Origin of the sequence: Streptomyces sp. NPDC021096, assembly GCF_040641275.1 — a bacterium.
Lineage (GTDB): Bacteria > Actinomycetota > Actinomycetes > Streptomycetales > Streptomycetaceae > Streptomyces.
In genome coordinates, this window is sequence record NZ_JBFADG010000010.1 from 43,287 (window position 1) to 62,631 (window position 19,345).

At 74.1% G+C, this 19,345-nt stretch carries 17 protein-coding genes; 8 read left to right on the forward strand and 9 right to left on the reverse strand.

Going from position 1 to position 19,345, the window contains the following annotated elements; translation table 11 throughout:
- Window positions 1-13: 13 nt before the first annotated feature.
- Window positions 14-1,474 carry an MFS transporter gene (locus tag AB0G59_RS16110; RefSeq protein ID WP_360911961.1) on the reverse strand — a complete coding sequence of 487 codons (1,461 nt, stop codon included), beginning with the start codon at window positions 1,472-1,474 and terminating at the stop codon, window positions 14-16.
- Window positions 1,475-1,581: 107 nt separating this feature from the next.
- Between AB0G59_RS16110 and AB0G59_RS16115 the strand changes: the two genes are divergently transcribed.
- Entirely contained in the window at window positions 1,582-2,265 is a 684-nt protein-coding gene (locus AB0G59_RS16115) for a helix-turn-helix domain-containing protein (RefSeq protein ID WP_360911963.1), read from the forward strand.
- A 16-nt stretch (window positions 2,266-2,281) separates the two neighbouring features.
- Here AB0G59_RS16115 and AB0G59_RS16120 read toward each other — a convergent pair whose 3' ends face one another.
- Window positions 2,282-3,571, reverse strand: coding sequence for a M64 family metallopeptidase (locus AB0G59_RS16120; RefSeq protein ID WP_360911965.1), 1,290 nt, complete (start codon window positions 3,569-3,571; stop codon window positions 2,282-2,284).
- A 108-nt stretch (window positions 3,572-3,679) separates the two neighbouring features.
- Entirely contained in the window at window positions 3,680-5,005 is a 1,326-nt protein-coding gene (locus AB0G59_RS16125) for an alpha/beta fold hydrolase (RefSeq protein WP_360911967.1), read from the reverse strand.
- A 69-nt stretch (window positions 5,006-5,074) separates the two neighbouring features.
- Between AB0G59_RS16125 and AB0G59_RS16130 the strand changes: the two genes are divergently transcribed.
- Window positions 5,075-6,457, forward strand: coding sequence for a helix-turn-helix domain-containing protein (locus tag AB0G59_RS16130; RefSeq protein WP_360911969.1), 1,383 nt, complete (start codon window positions 5,075-5,077; stop codon window positions 6,455-6,457).
- Between the two features lie 49 nt (window positions 6,458-6,506).
- On the opposite strand, the gene AB0G59_RS16135 is transcribed toward AB0G59_RS16130, so the two are convergent.
- Complete coding sequence (locus AB0G59_RS16135; RefSeq protein WP_360911971.1) at window positions 6,507-7,355, reverse strand: DUF4344 domain-containing metallopeptidase; 849 nt, start codon at window positions 7,353-7,355, stop codon at window positions 6,507-6,509.
- A 208-nt stretch (window positions 7,356-7,563) separates the two neighbouring features.
- Here AB0G59_RS16135 and AB0G59_RS16140 point away from each other — a divergent pair, with 208 nt between their 5' ends.
- Together AB0G59_RS16140 and AB0G59_RS16145 are read left to right on the forward strand one after the other, a co-directional pair.
- Entirely contained in the window at window positions 7,564-8,229 is a 666-nt protein-coding gene (locus AB0G59_RS16140) for a response regulator transcription factor (protein ID WP_360911973.1), read from the forward strand.
- Entirely contained in the window at window positions 8,226-9,362 is a 1,137-nt protein-coding gene (locus tag AB0G59_RS16145; protein ID WP_360911975.1) for a histidine kinase, read from the forward strand. The genes AB0G59_RS16140 and AB0G59_RS16145 overlap by 4 nt, the downstream gene beginning before the upstream one ends.
- A gap of 25 nt (window positions 9,363-9,387) precedes the next feature.
- On the opposite strand, the gene AB0G59_RS16150 is transcribed toward AB0G59_RS16145, so the two are convergent.
- Complete coding sequence (locus AB0G59_RS16150; RefSeq protein ID WP_177337688.1) at window positions 9,388-9,765, reverse strand: STAS domain-containing protein; 378 nt, start codon at window positions 9,763-9,765, stop codon at window positions 9,388-9,390.
- 412 nt (window positions 9,766-10,177) lie between these two features.
- Here AB0G59_RS16150 and AB0G59_RS16155 point away from each other — a divergent pair, with 412 nt between their 5' ends.
- Window positions 10,178-10,744 carry a sigma-70 family RNA polymerase sigma factor gene (locus AB0G59_RS16155; RefSeq protein ID WP_071962590.1) on the forward strand — a complete coding sequence of 189 codons (567 nt, stop codon included), beginning with the start codon at window positions 10,178-10,180 and terminating at the stop codon, window positions 10,742-10,744.
- Window positions 10,741-11,958 carry a maleylpyruvate isomerase family mycothiol-dependent enzyme gene (locus AB0G59_RS16160; protein WP_360911977.1) on the forward strand — a complete coding sequence of 406 codons (1,218 nt, stop codon included), beginning with the start codon at window positions 10,741-10,743 and terminating at the stop codon, window positions 11,956-11,958. Before AB0G59_RS16155 ends, AB0G59_RS16160 begins: the two co-directional genes overlap by 4 nt.
- Before the next feature lie 98 nt (window positions 11,959-12,056).
- Here AB0G59_RS16160 and purU read toward each other — a convergent pair whose 3' ends face one another.
- Window positions 12,057-12,920: a formyltetrahydrofolate deformylase gene (purU, locus tag AB0G59_RS16165; RefSeq protein WP_360911979.1), complete on the reverse strand. Its 864-nt coding sequence runs from the start codon at window positions 12,918-12,920 to the stop codon at window positions 12,057-12,059.
- A gap of 59 nt (window positions 12,921-12,979) precedes the next feature.
- Window positions 12,980-13,423 (reverse strand): hypothetical protein, encoded by a 444-nt coding sequence (locus AB0G59_RS16170; protein ID WP_360912207.1) that lies wholly within the window; start codon window positions 13,421-13,423, stop codon window positions 12,980-12,982.
- 180 nt (window positions 13,424-13,603) lie between these two features.
- On the opposite strand from AB0G59_RS16170, the gene AB0G59_RS16175 reads away from it, so the two are divergent.
- Window positions 13,604-14,890: an ABC transporter substrate-binding protein gene (locus AB0G59_RS16175; RefSeq protein ID WP_360911981.1), complete on the forward strand. Its 1,287-nt coding sequence runs from the start codon at window positions 13,604-13,606 to the stop codon at window positions 14,888-14,890.
- A 15-nt stretch (window positions 14,891-14,905) separates the two neighbouring features.
- On the opposite strand, the gene AB0G59_RS16180 is transcribed toward AB0G59_RS16175, so the two are convergent.
- Together AB0G59_RS16180 and AB0G59_RS16185 are read right to left on the reverse strand one after the other, a co-directional pair.
- On the reverse strand, window positions 14,906-16,711 hold the full coding sequence (locus tag AB0G59_RS16180; protein WP_360911983.1) for a hypothetical protein: 1,806 nt from the start codon (window positions 16,709-16,711) through the stop codon (window positions 14,906-14,908).
- Window positions 16,712-16,885: 174 nt separating this feature from the next.
- The gene (locus tag AB0G59_RS16185) at window positions 16,886-18,274 is read right to left on the reverse strand and encodes a transcriptional regulator (RefSeq protein WP_071962585.1); all 1,389 of its coding nucleotides are present in this window, start codon (window positions 18,272-18,274) and stop codon (window positions 16,886-16,888) included.
- A 316-nt stretch (window positions 18,275-18,590) separates the two neighbouring features.
- Between AB0G59_RS16185 and AB0G59_RS16190 the strand changes: the two genes are divergently transcribed.
- Complete coding sequence (locus AB0G59_RS16190) at window positions 18,591-19,259, forward strand: bifunctional DNA primase/polymerase (protein WP_071962584.1); 669 nt, start codon at window positions 18,591-18,593, stop codon at window positions 19,257-19,259.
- The last annotated feature ends 86 nt before the right edge of the window (window positions 19,260-19,345 follow it).

Consider the following 19,345-nt stretch of genomic DNA (forward strand, 5'->3'; position numbering starts at 1 on the left):
CGGTTCGGTTCTCTCAGGGCTTGGCGGTACGGCCGCGGCCGGGCAGGGCCAGCCCGCCCAGCGCGGCACAGGCGGTGCAGACCGCGGCGATCAGCAGGCCGCGGCCGTAGCCGGCCGCCAGGGCGGCCGGTACGTCATGGGTGTGGCCGGCCAGGTGGGCGGCCGTGGTGTGGGAGGCGACGGTCCCCAGGACGGCGAGGCCGAGGGCGCCGCCGACCTGGCGCGAGGTGTTGACCAGTCCCGAGGCCAGTCCCGCCTGCTCGCGGGGGGTGTCGCCGGTCGCGGCCATCGTGACGGGCATGGAGGCCAGGCCCATGCCGAGGGTGACGAGGACGAAGGGCGCGAGGACGTCGGCCGGGTAACTGCCGCCGGCCCGGATCTGGGAGAGCCAGGCGAAGCCGACGGTGCTCAGCGCCATGCCGGTCACCAGCAGCGGGCGGGCGCCGGTGCGGTCCACGACGCGGGTGGCGATGCGGGCGCCGGTGATGATCGCGAGCGAGCCGGGCACGAAGCACAGGCCCGCCCGGAGCGCGTCGTAGCCGAGGACCTGCTGCAGGTGGAGGGAGACCAGGAACCACATCGAGAACATCGACGCGCCGATCAGCATCACGACCAGGTTCGCGGTGGCGAGCGTGCGGCGGCGCAGGACCGCGAGGGGGACGAGGGGGTGGGCGACCCGGGACTCGATGACCACGAACGCCGCCAGCAGCACCACGGCGGCCGCGACCGGCCCCCACACCACGGCCGAGTCCCACCCGTGGGTCTCGCTGGAGATGATTCCGTAGACGAGCGCGGTCAGGCCCGCGGTCACGGTCGCCGCGCCCGGCAGGTCCAGCCGGCGCAGCCCGCCCCGGGCGCCCGCGGCGGCCGGTACGTACGCCAGCGCGGCGGCCAGCAGGACGGCGCCCAGGGGGACGTTGACGAAGAAGACCCAGCGCCAGCCCGCGTACTGGGTGAGCACGCCGCCGACGACCGCGCCCGCCGCGCCGCCGGCCGCCATGACGGCACTCCAGGCGCCCATGGCGCGGGTGCGGGCGGCGGGTTCGGTGAACGTCGTCATGATCAGCGTCAGGGTGGCCGGCGCGAGGACCGCGCCGCCTACGCCCTGCACCGCGCGGGCGGCGATCAGCAGGGCGCCGTCGGTGGCGAAGCCGCCGACGAGCGAGGCGAGGGTGAAGGCCACGAGTCCGGTGAGGAAGGCCCGCTTGGTGCCGACGAGGTCGGCCGCGCGGCCGCCGAGCAGCAGCAGGCCGGCGAAGCCGAGGGTGTAGGCGTTGACGATCCACTGCTGGCCGGCGGCGCTGAGGTGGAGCTCGGAGCGCACGGACGGGAGCGCCACGTTCACGATCGACACATCGAGGATGACCATGAACTGTGCCGCGCAGGCGATGGCCAGGATCGCGGCGGCGTTGCGGGGTAAGGCGGCGGGGCCGTCCTCGGCCGCGGGCCGCAGGGGTGATGTGGCGGTGGACATGCGGGCGTCCTCACGTGCGAAGGCCGTGGAGCATGAAGATCGAATTAGATCGGCTCTAAAAATATAGCATCTCTATTTCCGTGCCCCAAGGCCGTTATCCTGAGCCCATGACTCCGCTACCGGCCGCCACTTCGTCCTCCGAGCCCGCCCCGGCCTCCGGCATGCGCGGACGCAAGCGGGAGCGCACCCGCGCGGCGATCTCCGACGCGGCCTTCCGCCTCTTCGCCGAGCAGGGGTTCGACGCCGTCACGCTCGCCCGCATCGCCGCGGAGGCGGATGTGGCGCCGGCGACGGTCTTCACGCACTTCGCGTCGAAGGAGGACATCTTCTTCAGCCGGCGCGAGGAGTTCTGGGCGGGCATGCCGCAGACCGTCGAGTCGTCCCGGACCTGGGGGGAACTCCTCGACGGCCTGCGCGCCTTCTACGCCGGGCGGTGCGAACTGGTCTTCTCCGAGGAGCACTTCGCCCACAGCCGGGTCTTCTCCCGCGTCCTGCTGGAGAGCCCGGCGCTCAGGAAGAGCTACCACGCGATCGTCGCGGAACGGCAGCGGCTGCTCGCCGGGCTCCTCGCCGCGCGGGCCCCGCGGCTGGCGGACGCCGAAGTCCGGCTGTTCGCGGCGCTGGCCATCGCCGTCGGGGAGACCGCCTATGCGGCGGTGCGCACCACCTTGGCGGCGGACGAGCCGACCGAGCGGGTACGGGCGGCCGCCGCCGAGGCCGTCGACCGGGGGTTCGCCCGGCTCGCCCTGGCCTACGAGGGCTCGGCCCCGCTGGACGCCGAGCCCTCGTAAGCGCCGCGCGGGGGCGTCAGCGCACGACCCTCCACGCCACCTCGGCGATCAGCCGCCGGGCGAGCTCCGGATCGCGCACCGCGTCCGTGCGGTCGGTCCCCCGCGCCGACAGCACGTGCTGCCGGCCGTCGGCGGGGACGCCCAGCGAGCGCGGGACGACGCTCGTCCTGCCCCGGGCCGCGACGGCCTCGCGGCCGTCCACGTACCAGCGCACCTCGGTCGTCGCCGATCCCGGCCGGACGCCCACCCGCTCCCCGCGCCCGACGCTCGTGCCCTGGCCGGGCACCGCGCTCAGGGGGGTGGCGTGCCGGTAGAAGCCCGCGATCATCGCCTCGCGGCCGGGGAGGTTGAACTCGCGGCCCAGCGACCGCATGAGCGAGTCCGCGGTGGGACGGAACAGGCCCTTGGGGTAGTAGCCGCCACCCTCGTACGCTCCCACGGTGCCGCCGTCGGGTGAGGTGCGGCCGATCCAGCGGTACCACTTCGCGCGCTGGGCGGTCATGCGCTCCGCGGTGAGCGTGGAGGTGTTGACGTCCGCCGGCTCGGGCCCGGTGTAGGTGCCGTACTCGTCGTACTGGTACTCGTCGGCGAGCTTGCCGAGGGAATGGCCGCTCTCGTGGACGAGGATCTGGTCGGAGCGGTCGTTGTCGGACGAGGCGGTGGCGATGCCGTCGTAGCCGACCTTGGAGACGACGTCGTTGTAGCCGGCGCCGCCGTACTTGGTGGAGTGGGAGAGCACCACCACCAGGTCGGCGGCGGGCGCTTTGGCGGCGTACGACTCGACCTTGGCGGTGTCCACGCACAACAGCCGCTCGATGCCGTCGCAGTAGAAGCCCGAACCGAGGGCGGTGTTCTTCACCACGCCCTGCGCCGGGTCCCCGGAGACGCCCGAGTCGCGCGAGACGGCGTCCACCGCCCAGACGTTGAAGAGCTTGCGGTAGGAGGCGTAGGGCTCCACGGCGGACATCCGCTCCCACTTGGCCCGCACAGCCGCGTGGAAGGCGTCCTGCTCGGAGGCGGTGTAGCCGTCGCCGACGAAGACGATGTCGAGCTTGCTGCCGACCGGGCCGTTCTCGACGACCGGCGTCACGTCGCCGTCGCCCTTGACGGAGGGGAGCAGCGGGCGCGGCGGGGTACGGGGCGCGGGGACGGTGGTGTGGTGCGGGTGGCCGCCCGGTTCAGTGAAGTACTCCACTCGTTGGTTGGGTTTGGGGCGGGGAGTGTCGCCAACTGCGGCCGCGTTCGTCCCGGCGGCGAGGACGGCCAGGGCGGCGGCAGTGGCCGCGATGGATATTCGTCTGTGCATGGGGGGTTCCTCCCGAACCGAAACCCGCCGATTAAGCGGCGAGTTAAGTCGCGTTAAGGTGCGGCTCAACGTAGGGGTTCGGGAGGTTCATGACAATGGATCGGACGCTCAGATCTCATCCCTTACGAGCCTGAGCAGCCGGTCCAGGACCACGCGCCCGCTCGCCCGCAGGCCGTCGTGCTCGTACTCGTCGGTGACCCAGGTGCGCAGCCCGGCGATGGCCCGGGCCGTGCGCAGCGAGTGGGCGGTGTCGACGTAGAGGTCGTCGTGGTAGATCGCGGCGGCGACCGGGACCGTATTGCGCGCGAGCCGGCCGGCGTCGTACAGCGGGGCCCATCCCTTGCGCTCCGCGAGCAGTTCGGCAGTCTGCTGCAGCGGGCGGAGGGCGGCGTGGGTGTGCAGCATCCAGGGGTGGACGGTCTCGCCGGTGAAGAGGAAACGGCCGCCGGGCTCGAAGTGCTGTTCGAACTGCGGGAATTCCCCGCGTATCCGCTCGGCGGACCAGTGCGTCGCGCGCTCGTCCTGGGCATAAATGGCCTCATGGAGGAGCGTGTACAGAGGGCTCCCGGCGCGCGAGAGCACCGCCGCGACCTGTTCCGTGAACGCGTCGGACAGGCGCGGCCCGTCGACGGTCGGCACGAACGCGTCCTCCAGCAGGTAGTGCAGCCGGTGCGAGCCGTCGCCGGTGCCGAGCATGATGCCGAGCTGCTGGAACGCCTGGACGGTCAGCAGCGTGCCGTCCGGCAGCACCTCTTCGGTGCCGGCGAGGTGCTCGGCTATGCGCAGTGCCGCCTCCTCGTCCCGCGGGTAGCGGGCGTAGTGCGCGAGGACCTTGCGCTCCATGCGCGGATAGGCGGCGCGGTAGACGGCGTCCGCGTCGGCGTCGAGGGACGGCAGGCCACCGGTGACGATCACCTGCGCGAGCCCCTCCGGGGCGAGCGAGAGGTAGGTGACGGCGCAGAAGCCGCCGAAGCTCTGCCCCAGCACGGTCCACGGCCGGCCGCCGGTCAGCCGCGGGCGGATGTACTCGCAGTCGCGCACGATCGCGTCGGCCCGGAAGTGGGCGAGGTAGTCGGCCTGCTGCTGCGGGGTGCCGCGCAGCGGGAGGGTCTGCCGGCCGGCCGGGGTGGAGCGACCGGTGCCGCGCTGGTCGAGCAGCAGGACGCGGTAGTCCTCCAGCGCGCGGTCGAGCCAGTTCTCGCGGCCCACGGGCCGTCCCGCGGGAAAGCCGGGGCCGCCCTGCAGGTAGACCAGCCACGGCAGGTCCTCGTGCGCGCGGCCCGCGGCGACGACCTCGCGGGCGTAGAGGCGGATGTGTTCTCCGCCGGGGGACGTATGGTCGAGCGGCACGTCGAAGAAGTGGTCGGTGAGGGCCAGTCCGGGCTGCCGGACGGTGATATTTCCGGCACCCCGTGTCCCGGTGGTCTTCGGCACGGTTACATCCTCACGTAAGCAGATTTAACGCACGGCTTGGATCACGGCGCAATGTACCGAGGGGCGGAAGTGGCCGAGAACAGCACCCACGGCATACGGGCGGACGAACCCTCCGACATCGGGCGGCGCGTCCTGCGGATGCGCACCGAAAAGGGACTCACCCAGAAGCAACTGGCCGAACCCGCCTACACCGCCGCGTACGTCTCCACCCTGGAGGCCGGCAAGGTCCGCCCCTCCGAGACCGCCCTGCGCCACCTCGCGCGGCGGCTGGGCACCACCGTCGAGGAGCTCGCCACCGGGCGCCCCCCGCACCTGGCGACCGAGCTGCGCATGCGGCTGACCGACGCCCGGCGCGCACTGGCCACGGGCGACGCCGAGGACGCCGCCGCGCTCTTCCGCGCCCTGCGCGACGAGGCCGCGGGCCTGGAGCTCGTGCAGGAGCACTTCACCGCCCTGCTCGGGCTCGGCGACTGCGCGCTGGAGACCGGCGATCTCACCGACGCCCGCGACCACTTCGCCGAGGCCGAGGCCCTGCTCGCCGGCCAGCCGCTGCCGCGCCGCGTGCCCGCCCTGCGCGGGCGGGCCACCGCCCACCTGCTGGCGGGCGAACTGCGCTACTCCTGCTATCTGCTGGAGACGGCCGTCGACGAGCTCAACGCCTCCGGGATGCACGACCCCGACGCCCTGCTGCTCCTGTACACCGCGTCCATCGCGCCCTACATGGACATGGGGGCGCACGCACGTGCCGCGCACGCCGCGGAGCTCGCACTGGCCCTCGCGCCCCAGGTGGACAACCCCGCGCTGGTGGCGGGCATGCACCGGGGCGTGGCCCGCACCCTCATCGCCGAGGGCCGGATCGCCGACGCCGACGCCTCCCTCGCCAAGGCCCAGGAGCTCTACCAGCAGCTGCACATACGCACCGAGCTCGCCCACTGCCACTGGATGCGCGGCTACGTCCACGCCCAGGACGGCAATCTGCGCAAGGCCGAGAGCGAGCTGCGCACCGCCCGCGACATGCTGGCGTCCAAGCGCGCCGCCCTGTTCACCGTGCAGGTCGAGGTGGAGCTGGCCGACGTGCTGCGGCGCAGGGGCAAGGCCGCCGAGGCCGAGGAGCTGCTGCGCCCGCTGCTGTCGCCCACGGCGCTGGGGGCCGAGCGCGGCGCCGTCCACGCGGGCGGCGCGCACCGGCTGCTGGGGCTCATCGCCGAGGAGCGCGCCGATACCGAGGCCGCCGAGGAACACTACTGCGCCGCGCTGTCCCTGCTGGAGCGCACGGGCGCCGCCGGCGACCTCGCCGACCTGTGCCGCCTGCTGGGCGATCTACTGCGGCGTACGGGCCGTACGGAGGCCGCCCTGGACGCCTACCGCACCGGTCTGGGGCACCGGGCCGCGCCCGGCACGACGACGCTGGGCCCGGCGCCCACTTCCCCGCCCCACTGGCCGCGCCCCTGACGCCGCCGGGTACCGCGCCGCCGACCGGCCCTCCCCTCACCCGGGCCGGTCAGCGGTCGGTCGTGTGCGGCGCGAGGAGTCGCCTCCAGCCACGCCGCAAGTCGTCGTACTCCTCCTCGCACAGCGCGGCCCGCTGCGTGCTCAGGCGCTTGCCGTCGACCAGGGCGCGGTACTGCGCCTCCCGTTCGCGCTGCGGCGCCGAGCCGTACAGGTAGCAGCGGTAGCCGGCGCTGCGGGCCGCGTCCGGAGGGTGTTCGTCCGAGGGGTCGACGTCGGAGGGGTCGGCCCCGCTCGCGTACTGCGCGTAGTTGTCGGCGGCGGCCAGCAGCGCGGCGCGGCCCGCCTTGCCCTGGTCCAGCAGGCGGTACGCCGCGAACTGGTCGGCGACGTCCTCCTCGTGGCCGGTGAACGGCAGGTTCAGCTTGTCGATGAGCGCGTGGGCGGCCTCGTGGTAGAGCGTCTCGGTGATGACGCCGGCCGTCCGCTCCGCGGGGTCGCGGTCGGGACCGGATCCCCGGTCCGCCTCGAACATCGAGCGGACCTCGCGGACGAAGCCGTAGCAGAGCGCTATTCGGCTGGTCTCCGGGTCGTACTCGGAGGTGTCGTCCTTTTTGCAGACGCGGCCGACGATCTCGACCCGCGCCGGCAGGCGGACGAACTTGTTCAGGTCCTCGGCGACCTTCTCCGGCAGCCGGCGCTCACGCAGGAAGGCCCGCTCGTCCGCGCCGCCCGCCTGGTAGGACACGGACAGGCCGCCGCCTGTGGGGGGCGCGGCGGCCTGCGACCGTGGTCCGCACGCGGTGGCGAGGGCGGCGGTACAGACACCGGCCACGACGAGCGCGCGGGCGCGCCACACGGTGGCCGGAATCCGGGGGCCGGCCCCCGCATGGTGCAGCATGGACAGCACTCTGCCCGTCCGCGCGCCCGGACGGAATCCGCCGTGGGTCCCGGCCCACCCCCGCCGGTCGGCGGGGGTGTCCCCGGCCCCGGGGGGAGTGCCGGGCTCCGCTTTTCCCCTCCCGTGCGGCAGGCTGGAGGGGGCCGGAGCACCGGCCGGTGGGATCCGTCGGGAGCCCCATGGACAAGGGAAGAAGAGGTAGCGGGCGGTGATCCGTGTTGCGGTGGTGGACGACGAACAGCTCGTCCGGTCCGGGCTGCGCATGATCCTGGGCACGGCCCCGGACATCGACGTGGTCGCCGACTGCGGGGGTGGCGAGGCCGTGGCCACCGTGCTGCGGCACGCCCCCGACGTCGTGCTCCTGGACATCCGGATGCCGGACGTCGACGGCCTGACCGTGCTGCGCGCCCTGCGCGCCCACCCGCGGCCGCCCGCCGTCGCCATGCTCACCACCTTCGACGCCGACGAGTACCTGGCCGCGGCCCTGCGCGCCGGGGCCGCGGGGTTCCTCCTCAAGGACACCGACCCCGACCAGCTGGTGCGCTCCGTGCGCACCCTCGCCGGCGGCGGCTCCGTCCTCGACCCGGGCGTGACCCGCGCCGTGATCGGCGGCTACCTCGCCGCCGAGGCCGAGTCGACGGCCGCCGCGGCCGTACGGACGCTCACCCCGCGCGAGCGCGAGGTGCTGGCCCACCTGGGCGCGGGCCTGGCCAACCCGCAGATCGCCGAGCGGATGGGGCTGGCGCCCAGCACCGTCAAGGACCATGTGCGCGCCGTCCTGGGCAAGCTGGGCGGCGTCAACCGGGTCCAGGCCGCGATCGTCGCCGACCGGGCGGGCCTGGTGGCCTCGGGCCGGGAAGGCGCCGGCCGATGAGCCTGTGGCGTGCCTCCCTGCCCCCCTGGCTGCCCACCTGGACACCGATCGCCGGGCCCGCGCTGCTCGCCGCCGGGGACGCCCTGCTGATCAACGGCGCCCACCTCGGCGCCGACCTCGGGTGGTCCCTGCTGGCGGCGGTGGTGCTGCTGTGGCGGCAGCGGCTGCCCGCGACGGTCTTTCTGCTCACCCTGCCGGGCATGTATCTGACCTACATCTGGCTCGCGCCCATGATCGCCCTGTACACGGTGGCCGCCCGGCGCCCGGCCCGCTGGCTGCTCGCCGTCACCGGGCTGCTGATGGCCGCCGCGCAGTTCGTGCCGTACCCCGCCTCGGACCTGATGCTCGCCGACCGGCGCGAGACGGCCGTCAATCTGGTCGACGCCTTCGTCGTGGCGGCCACGCCCATCGCGCTGGGCCTGCTGACCCGCACCCGCCGCGAGCTCGCCGCCCGCCTCGACGAGCTGACCCGCACCCGGGCCCGCGAGGACCGGCTGCTGGCCGACCGCGTCCTGGCCACCGAACGCGCCCGGCTCGCCCGCGAGATGCACGACGTCGTCGCCCACCAGGTCAGCCTCATCAGCCTGCAGGCGGGCGCCGTGCAGATCAGCACCGACGACGTCCAGGCGCGCGACGGGGCCCGTACGATCCGCGAGCTGTCCGTGCGGACCCTGGACGAGCTGCGGCACATGGTCGGCATCCTGCGGGCGGCCGGTGCCGACACCGAGGAACTCACCCCCCAGCCGCGGCTGTCGGACCTGCCCCGGCTGATCGACCTGAGCGCCCTGGACGTCACCTTCGAGGACGGCTCCGACCCCCGGGCCGAGCGCTCGGAGGCCGTCGAGCGGGCCGCGTTCCGCACGGTGCAGGAGGCGCTGACCAACGTCCGCAAGCACGCGCCGGGGTCGAAGGTGGTGGTGCGGGTCGCCGAGGACGAGCGCTCGGGGCTGCTGGTGGAGATCCGCAACGGTCCGGCGGACGCGGCCGTGCCGGCGCCGGAACTGCCCGGCGGGGGCCACGGTCTGGTCGGGCTGCGCGAGCGGGCGCAGAGCCTCGGTGGGACGCTGGAGGCGACGGCCACCGGGGAGGGCGGGTTCGTCGTACGGGCCCGCTTCCCCCGCGAGGAGCGCTAGCGGCGGCCCGGGACCCGGCCGGGCTTCAGGCCGAGAGCGGGTTCGTGGTCGGCTCCGCGGTCGCGCTGTCCAGGTCCGGGTAGACCTCGAACAGCCGGCGGACCCCCAGCGCCGCCAGCACCCTGTTGACGTGCGAGTCCTCCACGGCGCCCTGGGCGGGGAGGATCAGCCTCAGTCTGCCCTGACAGGAGCGCATCAGCCGGCGGGCGGCGATCAGCACCCCCACCCCGCTGGAGTCGCAGAACCGCACTTCCCCGAGGTCGAGCACCAGACTCCGCCGCCCGTCCGCCACAGCGTCGTGCACATGCTGCCGGACCGATGGGGAGGTCACCAGATCAAGTTCGCCGCAGACCTGGAGCACGGCCCAGTCCCCCTGCTCGCGCTCCAACACCTTCAACGTCACGCGCTCGAGCCCCTTCACTCGGTCTGTCGTTTCCTTTGGAATGGACCCTTCCGCGGTATGGCTGCCTGGCGCTTCCCCCGTGGGACGCCATGTGAAACACCGTATGAATCACCGTGTGAATCACCGCCTGGCATAAGCCGACCGCTGTTGAGCCTATGCCCAGCCCGAGCCCCTAATCCCCATAGATCCGGTCACACCCGCATAACACATCGGCACATTCGGGCAGGTACGGTCGGGACCGGTCGCTACCTTTGACGGGGCATCAACCCACAGTCACGGTCCCCATACCATGCGCAGTACAACCGGAAGTCACCCTTTCCGGGTTTGGGGTCAAACGCTCGTGCGCTGTCGTACCGGGCCGATACATTCGGCACCAGGGCGTACAGCAGTACGGTACGGAGGGGGCAGCGGGATGACGAACGACGCACCACCCCGGTGGGACCGCAAGATGCAGCAGCGGCTCGCGCACGGCGAGGCCGCCGCCCTCGGCGAGCTCTACGACCGCTTCGCCTCCCTCGTCCACGGCCTCGCCCACCGGGTCCTCGGCGACGAGCGGGGCGCCGACCGCGTCACGCGCGACGTCTTCGGCTACGTCTGGGAGCACCCCGAGGCCTACGACCCCAAGGACGGCTCCCTGCGCTCGTGGATCGCCTCCCTCGCGCACCGCCACGCCGTCAGCCGGCTGCGGCGCACGGAGGACGACGGGGAGCGGCCCGCGGCCGAGATCGACGCGAAGGTGCGCGCGGCGAGCGCCGCCGCCCGCGCGGACTACATCGTCACCTCCATGCCCGCACCCCTGCGCGCCGCCCTGGACCTCGCCTACTTCCGGCGGCTCGACTACCGCCAGGCGGCCGCCCGGCTGGGGGTCACCGAGGACGAGGCCCGGCGACGGCTGCGCCTGGGCTTACAGCTGCTGTCCACGGCCCATGAGGGGCCCCGGGCCGTCTCGCCTCCCGGCGGCGGGGCGGCGCTGCGATGAGCACGGAACCCAGGCCCGGCACGGACCGCGCCGCGGGCCCGCCGACGCACGTGCCGCGGCAGCGGGCGGGCGCCGGGGAGCCCGCACGGCCGCCCGCCCCCGGTGCCGCGGCCCCGCCCCGTACGTGGTCCCACCCCGTGCTCAAGTCGCTGCTCGGCGCGTGGGCGCTGGCCGCCTGCTCGGCCGAGGAGACCGCCGCCGTCGAGGAGCACCTGACCGACTGCGCCGGCTGCGCGGACGAGGCCGTCCGGCTGCGCGACGCGGTCGCGCTGCTGCACCCCGAGGACAGCCTCGACCTCGACCCCACGCTGCGCTCGCGCGTCCTGGCCGGGGCGCTGACCCGCCGGCCCGCCCGCATCCCCGTCCCCGACTGGGCCGCGCCCTACGAGGCGGAGGCCGCCCGGCTGGACGCGCTGCTGCGCGACATCGGGGAGGCGGACTGGCGCACCCCGGTCCGGCTCACCTGGTTCGACGGGCGGCGCGCCGCCGGGCGGGACGCGACCGTGGCCGGCGTCATCGGCCACCTCACGGCCGTGGACGGCCTGGTGGCGGGCACCCTCGGCCTCCCCGACCCGGTCGGCCCCGGCTCGCCGGACGAGCGCACGGAGGCATGCTGGGCATCCGGGGTCGCCGACCGGGCCCCCAGGCAGGTGCGGGCCGCCTGGCGCGACCAGGGGCGCTCGCTGATAAGGACCGCCTCGTTCGCCGACGGCGACGTGGCCGACCTGACCGTGCCGTACGGGCCGTTCAGCCTGCCGCTGCGCGACGCCTTCCTGGACCGGGCCTTCGAGTGCTGGGTGCACGCGGAGGACATCGCCGACGCGGTCGACTATCCGTACGAGCCGCCGTCCTCGCCGCACCTGAACCGCATGATCGACCTGGCCGCCCGGATGCTGCCGGCCTCCATCGCCGGGCGCCGCCGCGCGGGCCTGGCACCGCCGGCCCGCACCCTGGTCGCGGCGGGCACGCCCGGCCGCGCGCTGCACCTGGAGATCGAGGGCAGGGGCGGCGGCCACTGGTACATCGCCCTGGACTCCCCCGGCGCGCTCGGCACCCCGGAGGGCGAGGTGGCGCATGTGGCGCTGGATGGCGTGGAGTTCTGCCGGCTGGCCGCGGGTCACGTCTCCCCGGAGGAGGCGGCCGCCGGGTCGCTCGGCGACGCGGAAGCCGTGCGGGACGTGCTGTACGCGACGGCGTCGCTGTCACGGCTGTGAGGCACCCCTGAGCCGCCGCGTGCCCGGGCAGGGCGAAGGCCCGGCCCCCTGAGGCGGCGGGCGCCGCCGGGGCCGGGCTCGCGGGCGGGAGCGGGCCGCTAGGCGAAGACGACCGTGCGGGAGCCGTTGAGCAGCACGCGGTGCTCGCTGTGCCACTTCACGGCCCGCGCCAGCGCCTGGCACTCCACGTCGCGGCCCACGGCCACGAGCTGCTCGGGCGTGACGTCGTGACCGACGCGCTCGACCTCCTGCTCGATGATCGGGCCCTCGTCGAGGTCGGCCGTCACATAGTGCGCGGTGGCACCGATCAGCTTCACACCGCGCGCGTGCGCCTGGTGGTACGGCTTCGCGCCCTTGAAGCTCGGCAGGAAGGAGTGGTGGATGTTGATGATCCGCCCGGAGAGCGCCTTGCACAGGTCGTCGGAGAGGACCTGCATGTAGCGGGCGAGCACGACCAGCTCGACGTTCTCGGCCTGGACGAGCTCCAGCAGCCGCGCCTCGGCCTCCGGCTTGTTCTCCTTCGTCACCGGGATGTGGTGGAAGGGCACGCCGTAGGAGCCGACGAGCTCGGCGAAGTCCGTGTGGTTGGAGACGACCGCCGCGATCTCCACCGGGAGGGCGCCGATGCGGGAGCGGAAGAGCAGGTCGTTGAGGCAGTGCCCGAACTTGGACACCATCAGGACGATGCGCATCTTCTCGTCGGACCGGTGGATCTGCCAGTCCATGTGGAAGGAGTCGCCGATCGCCGCGAAGCTGGCCCGCAGCTTGTCCACCGTCACCGGCGCCTCGGCGCTGAAGTGCACGCGCATGAAGAACAGACCCGTGTCGCGGTCACCGAACTGCTGGCTGTCCTCGATGTTGCAGCCGGTCATGAAGAGATAGCTGGACACCGCGTGCACGATGCCCTGCTTGTCCGGGCAGGAGAGGGTGAGGACGTACTGCTGAGGCTGTTCGGTGGTCATAGCCCAATAGCGTCGCATATCCGCGGCCCCCTCCGGACCGGCCCTGCTCCGCGCTCGCCTCAGACCCTGGTGGCCAGCTCCAGCACGGCCAGGGAGCGCGGCGGCGCGTCCGGGTCGTCCCCGTCGCCCGCCGCCAGGTGCACGTGCGCCTCGCGCGCGGCCCGGACCGCCTCCGGCCAGCCGTGGTGCTCGAGGTAGGCCGAGACCGGGGCGTCCGCACCGACCTGGTGCATGATCCGCAGCACGCGCAGGACCGCGACGTCGACGAGCGCGGCCTCACCGGAGTCCCTGAAGACCGTGCCGACGTACTTCTCGGCCGACCAGTTGTCCAGCCAGGTGTCCTCGACCAGGCGGTAGACGGCGTCGGTCACGTCTCCGTACCCCTCGCGCCCCGTCAGCCAGCACTCCTGCTGGAAGACCGGGTCCGAGAGCATGTGCAGCGCGGAGCGTACGTTCGTACGCCAGCGCCACCACGGCATGTCATTGAGCGGCATGCCGTCCATGGTGGTCGAGCGGCGGCCGCGACGGGAAGACTTCTCTGAACCCTGCACAGGGATCGATCGTACGTTCCCCTCCCGCCGCCCCGTCGCCCGGCCCGGGACGGGCCGCTGTTCACCCCCGCGTCACCGGCCGTTGCGCCATGATCACTCGGCTGTTCCCTGCCGGGCGGCAGGCTGCGGGCCATGACCGGACGGCTCCGCCTGACCTCCCGCCCGCTCCTGCCCACCGCCCTGGCCGCGGTGTGCGCGACAGCGATCGGAGCGGCGGCCTTCGCCGGCTGTGACGGGTTACCGGGGGCCCGGGGGGACTCCCGGGGACCCATCACGGTGATGACCTGGGCCCCCGAGGGAACCCGGGCCACCAACATGGCCGGCATGCCGGCCATGGCCACCGCCTTCGCCCGCTGGGTCAACGCGGGCGGCGGCATCCACGGCCGCGAGCTGAAGGTCCTCACCTGCAACGAGCGCAACGACACGGTGACGGCCGCGGACTGCGCCCAGCGCGCGGTACGGGAGGGGGCTGTCGCGGTCGTCGGCTCCTACAGCCAGCACGGCCGCTCGATGCTGTCGCCGCTCGAGGCGTCGGGAACACCGTTCATCGGCGGCTACGGCATCACCAACGAGGAGTTCAGCAGCCCCCTGTCGTACCCCGTCAACGGCGGCCAGGCCACCCTCCTCGCCGGGAACGGCCGCCAGCTGGCCGGCGTGTGCAAGCGGGTGGCGCTCGTGCGGCCGGACACCATCGCCGGCGATCAGCTGCCCGCGCTGCTCGACGCGGGCCTCGCCGCGGGCGGCCGGCCCTCCGCCGCCGACGTCCGGGCGCCCGAGGACGCGACCGACTACACGCGGCACGGCACCGCCGCCCTGGAGAGCGCCGGCAAGGACGACGGCGCCTGTGTGACGGCCGCCCTCGGGGAGCGCACGAGCACCTTCTTCGACTCCTTCCGGCGCCTGCGCGGGGACGGCGCGGGCACCCGGGTGCGGATCGCGGCCGTGCTCGGCAGCGTCCAGCAGTCGCTCGTCGACCGCACGGGCGGCGCGGGCAGCCCGCTGGAGGGCGCGTACGCCACCGGCTGGTACCCGGCGGCGGACGACGCCCGGTGGGAACCGATGCGCAAGGTCATCGCGCAGCACGCCTTCGGGGACAACCGCGTCGATCCCGCCGACCCCGGCGTCCAGACCACCTGGCTCGCCTACACCGTGCTGCGGTCGGTGCTGCTGTCCCTCGACGCGGACGACATCACTCCCGCCTCCGTCCGGCAGGCCCTCGACGGCGGGCACCGCGTCGACACCGGCGGCCTGACGCCGCCCCTGCGGTGGCAGCACCAGGACCTGCTGGCCGTCCGCAACTACCCCCGCGTCGTCAACGCCAATGTGACGTATCAGGTCGTACGGGACGGCCGGCTCGTCGCCGCGAAGGGCGGCTTCATCAACGTGGCCAGGACCCTGGAGGAGCAGAGCAAGGGCTAGGGCTAGGGCGCCGCCCTACAGCTGCGTCCACTCGTGCTGCGTCAGCCCGTACTTCTTCGCGATCGGGTTCCACAGCTCGGCCGCCTTCTTCTTGGCGGCCGTCGCCTCGTTGCTGGCGCGGTCGCCGGCGACGCTGTCGGACGACGGGCGGGCGTGCCCCTTCACGCAGCCCTTCTTGGAGTCCACCTGGCGCGCCCACGCCGCGTAGTGGCTGTCCGCCGACGCCGACGACTGCCAGGCCTTCGTCAGCTGCGCGGTCAGCTCGGAGCTGTTGGGCAGCTTGTCCGTCGGCGTCTGCCCGAGGCGGGTCACCAGGGAGTTGCGCTGGCCCGCGGCGGCGGTGAGGTCGGAGGCGGACTTGCCGAGGTCCTTGCACTGGCGGGTGGAGTCCACCGCCTTGATGACGGAGTCCCGGCTGTTGTTGCTGTCCTTCAGCAGCGCGTCCAGCGCCTTGGCCTGCGCCTCCGCCGGGTCGGCCGACTTCGGCGGGGCCGAGGAGGGGGCCGCGCTGGGGGTGGCCTCGCCCTTGGGCTCGGCGGAGGGGGCCGGGCTCGCCACGGCCGCCTTCTGCGGGTCGCTCTTCTCGTCTCCCCCGCCGCTGAGCAGCGCACCGGCGCCGAGCCCGGCGACGGCACAGCCCGCGACGACGGCCGCGATCAGCACGGCGGGCGACTTCTTGCGCCCGCGCGGGCCCTGCGCCCCACCGCCCGCGACCGGCGGCTGTCCCGTGCCCCCGTTGAAGCCGTGCGCCCCGGAGGAGGCGACGGGCGGGGGCGGCACCGGGCCGGCCTGCGGCGGCTTGGCACGCCGCCGGGCCCCGGTGGGCGGGCCGACGGGGTCGACCGCCGGTACGGGCGGCAGGTGCTGCGTGGGCGCGGCGGCCCGGAAGAGCGTGTCGAACTCGGCGGGCGGCGGCCGGTCCCCGGCGGGCGCCATCACCGAGAAGGGCGTCGCGGGCCCGGCGGCCTGCCCACCGGTGGCGGGCGGCGGGAACGCGGCGGCCCCGCCGTCGGCCGGACGGGCCGGTGCGGCGGGCGCGGCGGGCGCGGCCGACGGAAGGTACGAGGGCGGAGCGCCCGCGCCCCCGGCGACCGGGGGCATCAGCGCGGTGGCGTCGGCGTCGGGCGTACGGGCCGGGCCACCGGGAGCGGCACCAGGACCGGCGAGGGGCGGCAGGAACGCCGTCGCCTCGGCGTCACCCGGGCGGGCGGGCGCGGCGGGCGGAAGGTACGCGGGCGGGGCGCCGGCCCCACCGGTGACCGGCGGGATCAGCGCGGTGGCGTCGGCGTCGGGCGTACGGGCCGGGCCACCGGGAGCGGCGAGGGGCGGCAGGAACGCCGTCGCCTCGGCGTCACCCGGGAGGGGCGGGACGCTCTGCGAGGGCAGCAACTGCGTGGCCTCTGCAGCGGATTCTGGGCCGCCACGCCCGTACGGGCCGGGCTGGTCGCTTACCTCACTTATCTCCCGTATCTCCCGTATCTCCCGTATCTCATGTATCTCGCGTATCTCCCGCATTCCGGTCGCGTCCCTGCCGGGCAGGGGACCGTCCCCGCTCACCGGCGGCAAGTACTGCGTGGACGCGTCGAATCCGGAGGGCGCGGCGTACGGCGGGGGCGGCAGCGGGGCGCCCGGCATGGGGGCGGCGGGCAGCGGCGGGAGGTACTGGGTGGCGTCGGAGTCGCCCGGCGGGTTCTCCGGCGGGAGGGGCGCGCGATGGGCGCCCGGCCCCCAGGACCCGCTCGCGTCGGACGCGGGCCGTACGGGCGGCGCGGGCGGCGCCGCAGGAGGCTGCGGCTCGTTTCCTTGTCCGCTCTGCGTCACCGGGGACTCCTCAGGCTGTAACGGGACTTACGTAACCGGCGGCTCACGCTACCGGGTCGCCCCGGCGGTCGGCCATGCGCGGCTGCTTCGCCCCGTCCGTACCCTTCGTCCCCTGCCCGCCCGGCGCCGGACCGGCGGCACGCCGCCGCCGGTCCGGGCCCCGGAACCGCTCCGTCACGCCGCCTGCAGCTCCAGGCGGGCGCCGAATTCCCGCACCACCGGCTCCTCCCGGTACGGCTCCAGGCGCTGCCGGAAGTCGTCCAGGTACTCCGCACCCCGGTTCGAGCGCAGGGTGCCCAGGAGTTCCAGGGCCCGGGTGCCCGTGACGCAGGCCTCCTCCACCTCGCGCTGCTGGACGTGGGCCGTGGCCAGCAGCAGCAGGTCGATGGCGCGGCGGCGCACCCGACCCGTCGGATGCGTGGTCAGCGCGTCCTCCGCGTGCCGGCGTGCGGGCTCGGCCTGGCCGAGGTCGCGGTGGCAGTGCGCCAGTTCGTCCGAGAGGTACGCCCGGTCGAAGTGGCGGATCCACGGCGGGTCGTCACCGGAGTCCGGCCCGTTCTCGGCGGCCTCGAGCCGGGAGATCGCCCGGGACGCGACCGTCTGGCAGGACCGCGCGTCGCCCAGCAGCGCGTGACCGCGCGCCTCGGCGGCGTAGAACATCGCCTCCGCCCGGGGCGTCACATGCCCCCGTGCCCCCTCCTGCGCGGCCTTGGCGAGCTGGGCGATCTCCCTGGGGTTGCCCAGGGACGCGGCGAGGTGGCTCATGCTGGCGGCCAGGACGTAGCCGCCGTAGCCACGGTCCCCGGCGGCCTGCGCCAGCCGCAGGGCCTGGATGTAGTAGCGCTGGGCGAGGCCGGGCTGCCCGGTGTCGACGGCCATGTAGCCCGCCAGCTCGGTCAGCCGGGCGACCGCCGCGAACAGCTCGCGCCCGACCGCCTCCCGGTACGAGCCGGCCAGCAGCCCGGAGACGACGCTGTTGAGGTAGTGGACGACGACCGGCCGCACATGGCCGCTGCCGTACCGGTGGTCGAGCTCGACCAGCGCCTCGGTCGTGGCGCGCACGGCCTCGACGTCGGACGGCCCCACGCGCGCGCCCGCGCTCCGCGCGACCTGGGCGTCGGCGGCGGTGATCAGCCAGTCGCGGCTGGGCTCGACGAGCGCCGAGGACGCCACCGACGTACCGCTGAGGAAGTCCCGGCGGCCGACGTCGCTGCGCCACAGCTCGCAGACCTGCTCGATGGCGCCGAGGACCGTCGGGGAGAACTGCAGACCGACGCCCGAGGCGAGGTTCTTGCCGTTGGCCATGCCGATCTCGTCGATCGTGACCGAACGGCCCAGCTTGCGGCCGAGGGCCTCGGCGATGACGGCCGGGGCCCGGCCCCGGGGCTGCTGGCCGCGCAGCCAGCGGGCCACGGACGTCTTGTCGTACCGCAGGTCGAGACCGTGCTCGGCGCCGCACATGTTGACCCTGCGCGCCAGCCCGGCGTTGGAACAGCCTGCTTCCTGAATCAGCGCTTGCAGCCGTTCGTTCGGCTGCCGCGCCACGAGTGGCCGTGCGGCCATGCTTTACCCCCTGAGACTGCTATGCGTTCGCGATGAGCTCCGCGCACCGCGGATGTGCCGATACAGCTGTGAACGCCTTCTCCCGTGATCTTTGCCCCCTGGATATCCGGAGAATGCAGGACTTGCCGGTATTGGCATCAATCGCGGCAATGACCTGGGTCGGCCTGCCGCGCCCAGGTGGCTACCCCTTCGCGGCGGCGAACCCTCGCCTGCGCCCCCGTACATGCATCCGTGCGCCCCGCGTGCTGTGACCGGCAGTTGCCACAAGCCTGCGCCAGAGCCGTAACCCCTGGTGACAAGGGGAGTTGAGTTGAACGTGGAAGAGACCATCGGAGTAGGAGCCCCGCATATCCCCCAACAACGCGGCGAGCGCGTGCTCGACGCCGCGGCGAGGTACGCGGAGGATCGGCATTGGGACGTATTCGCCGGCACCTGGCTTGAGGCCGTGGACGGGCGGGAGCGCTGCTCGTGCGGCGATCTCGACTGCCCCGCGCCGGGCGCCCACCCGGCCCGGCCCGACTGGGCCACCCAGGCCACGGGGAGCGCGTCCACGGCGCGGCGCATGTGGACCAAGCAGCCGCGCGCCTCGATCCTGCTGCCGACCGGTCGCACCTTCGACGCCCTCGACGTCTCGGAGTCCGCCGGCTTCCTGGCGCTGGCCCGCATGGAGCGCATGGAGATCCAGCTGGGGCCGATCACGTGCACGCCGTTCCGCCGGATGCAGTTCTTCGTCCTGCCGGGCGGTGCGCTGAAGGTCGCCGACCACGCCCGCAAGCTGGGCTGGTCGCCCTCCACCCTCGACCTCGTCGCCCGCGGGGAGGGCGACTACGTCATCGCGCCCCCCACCCGCATCGGCAACCGCGGCCCCGTCCAGTGGGCCCGCCAGCCCACGGCCGCCAACCGCTGGCTGCCGGACGCGGAGGAACTGGTCAGCGCCCTGGCCTACGCCTGCGGGCGGGAGGCGGCGCTGTCCCGCGGCCGCTGAGAACTCCTGACAAACCTCACTGCCCGCCCCCTCACATCCCCCCTACGGTGGTGTCGAGGGGGCGGAGTCGTTCGCGCGGTCGTTCT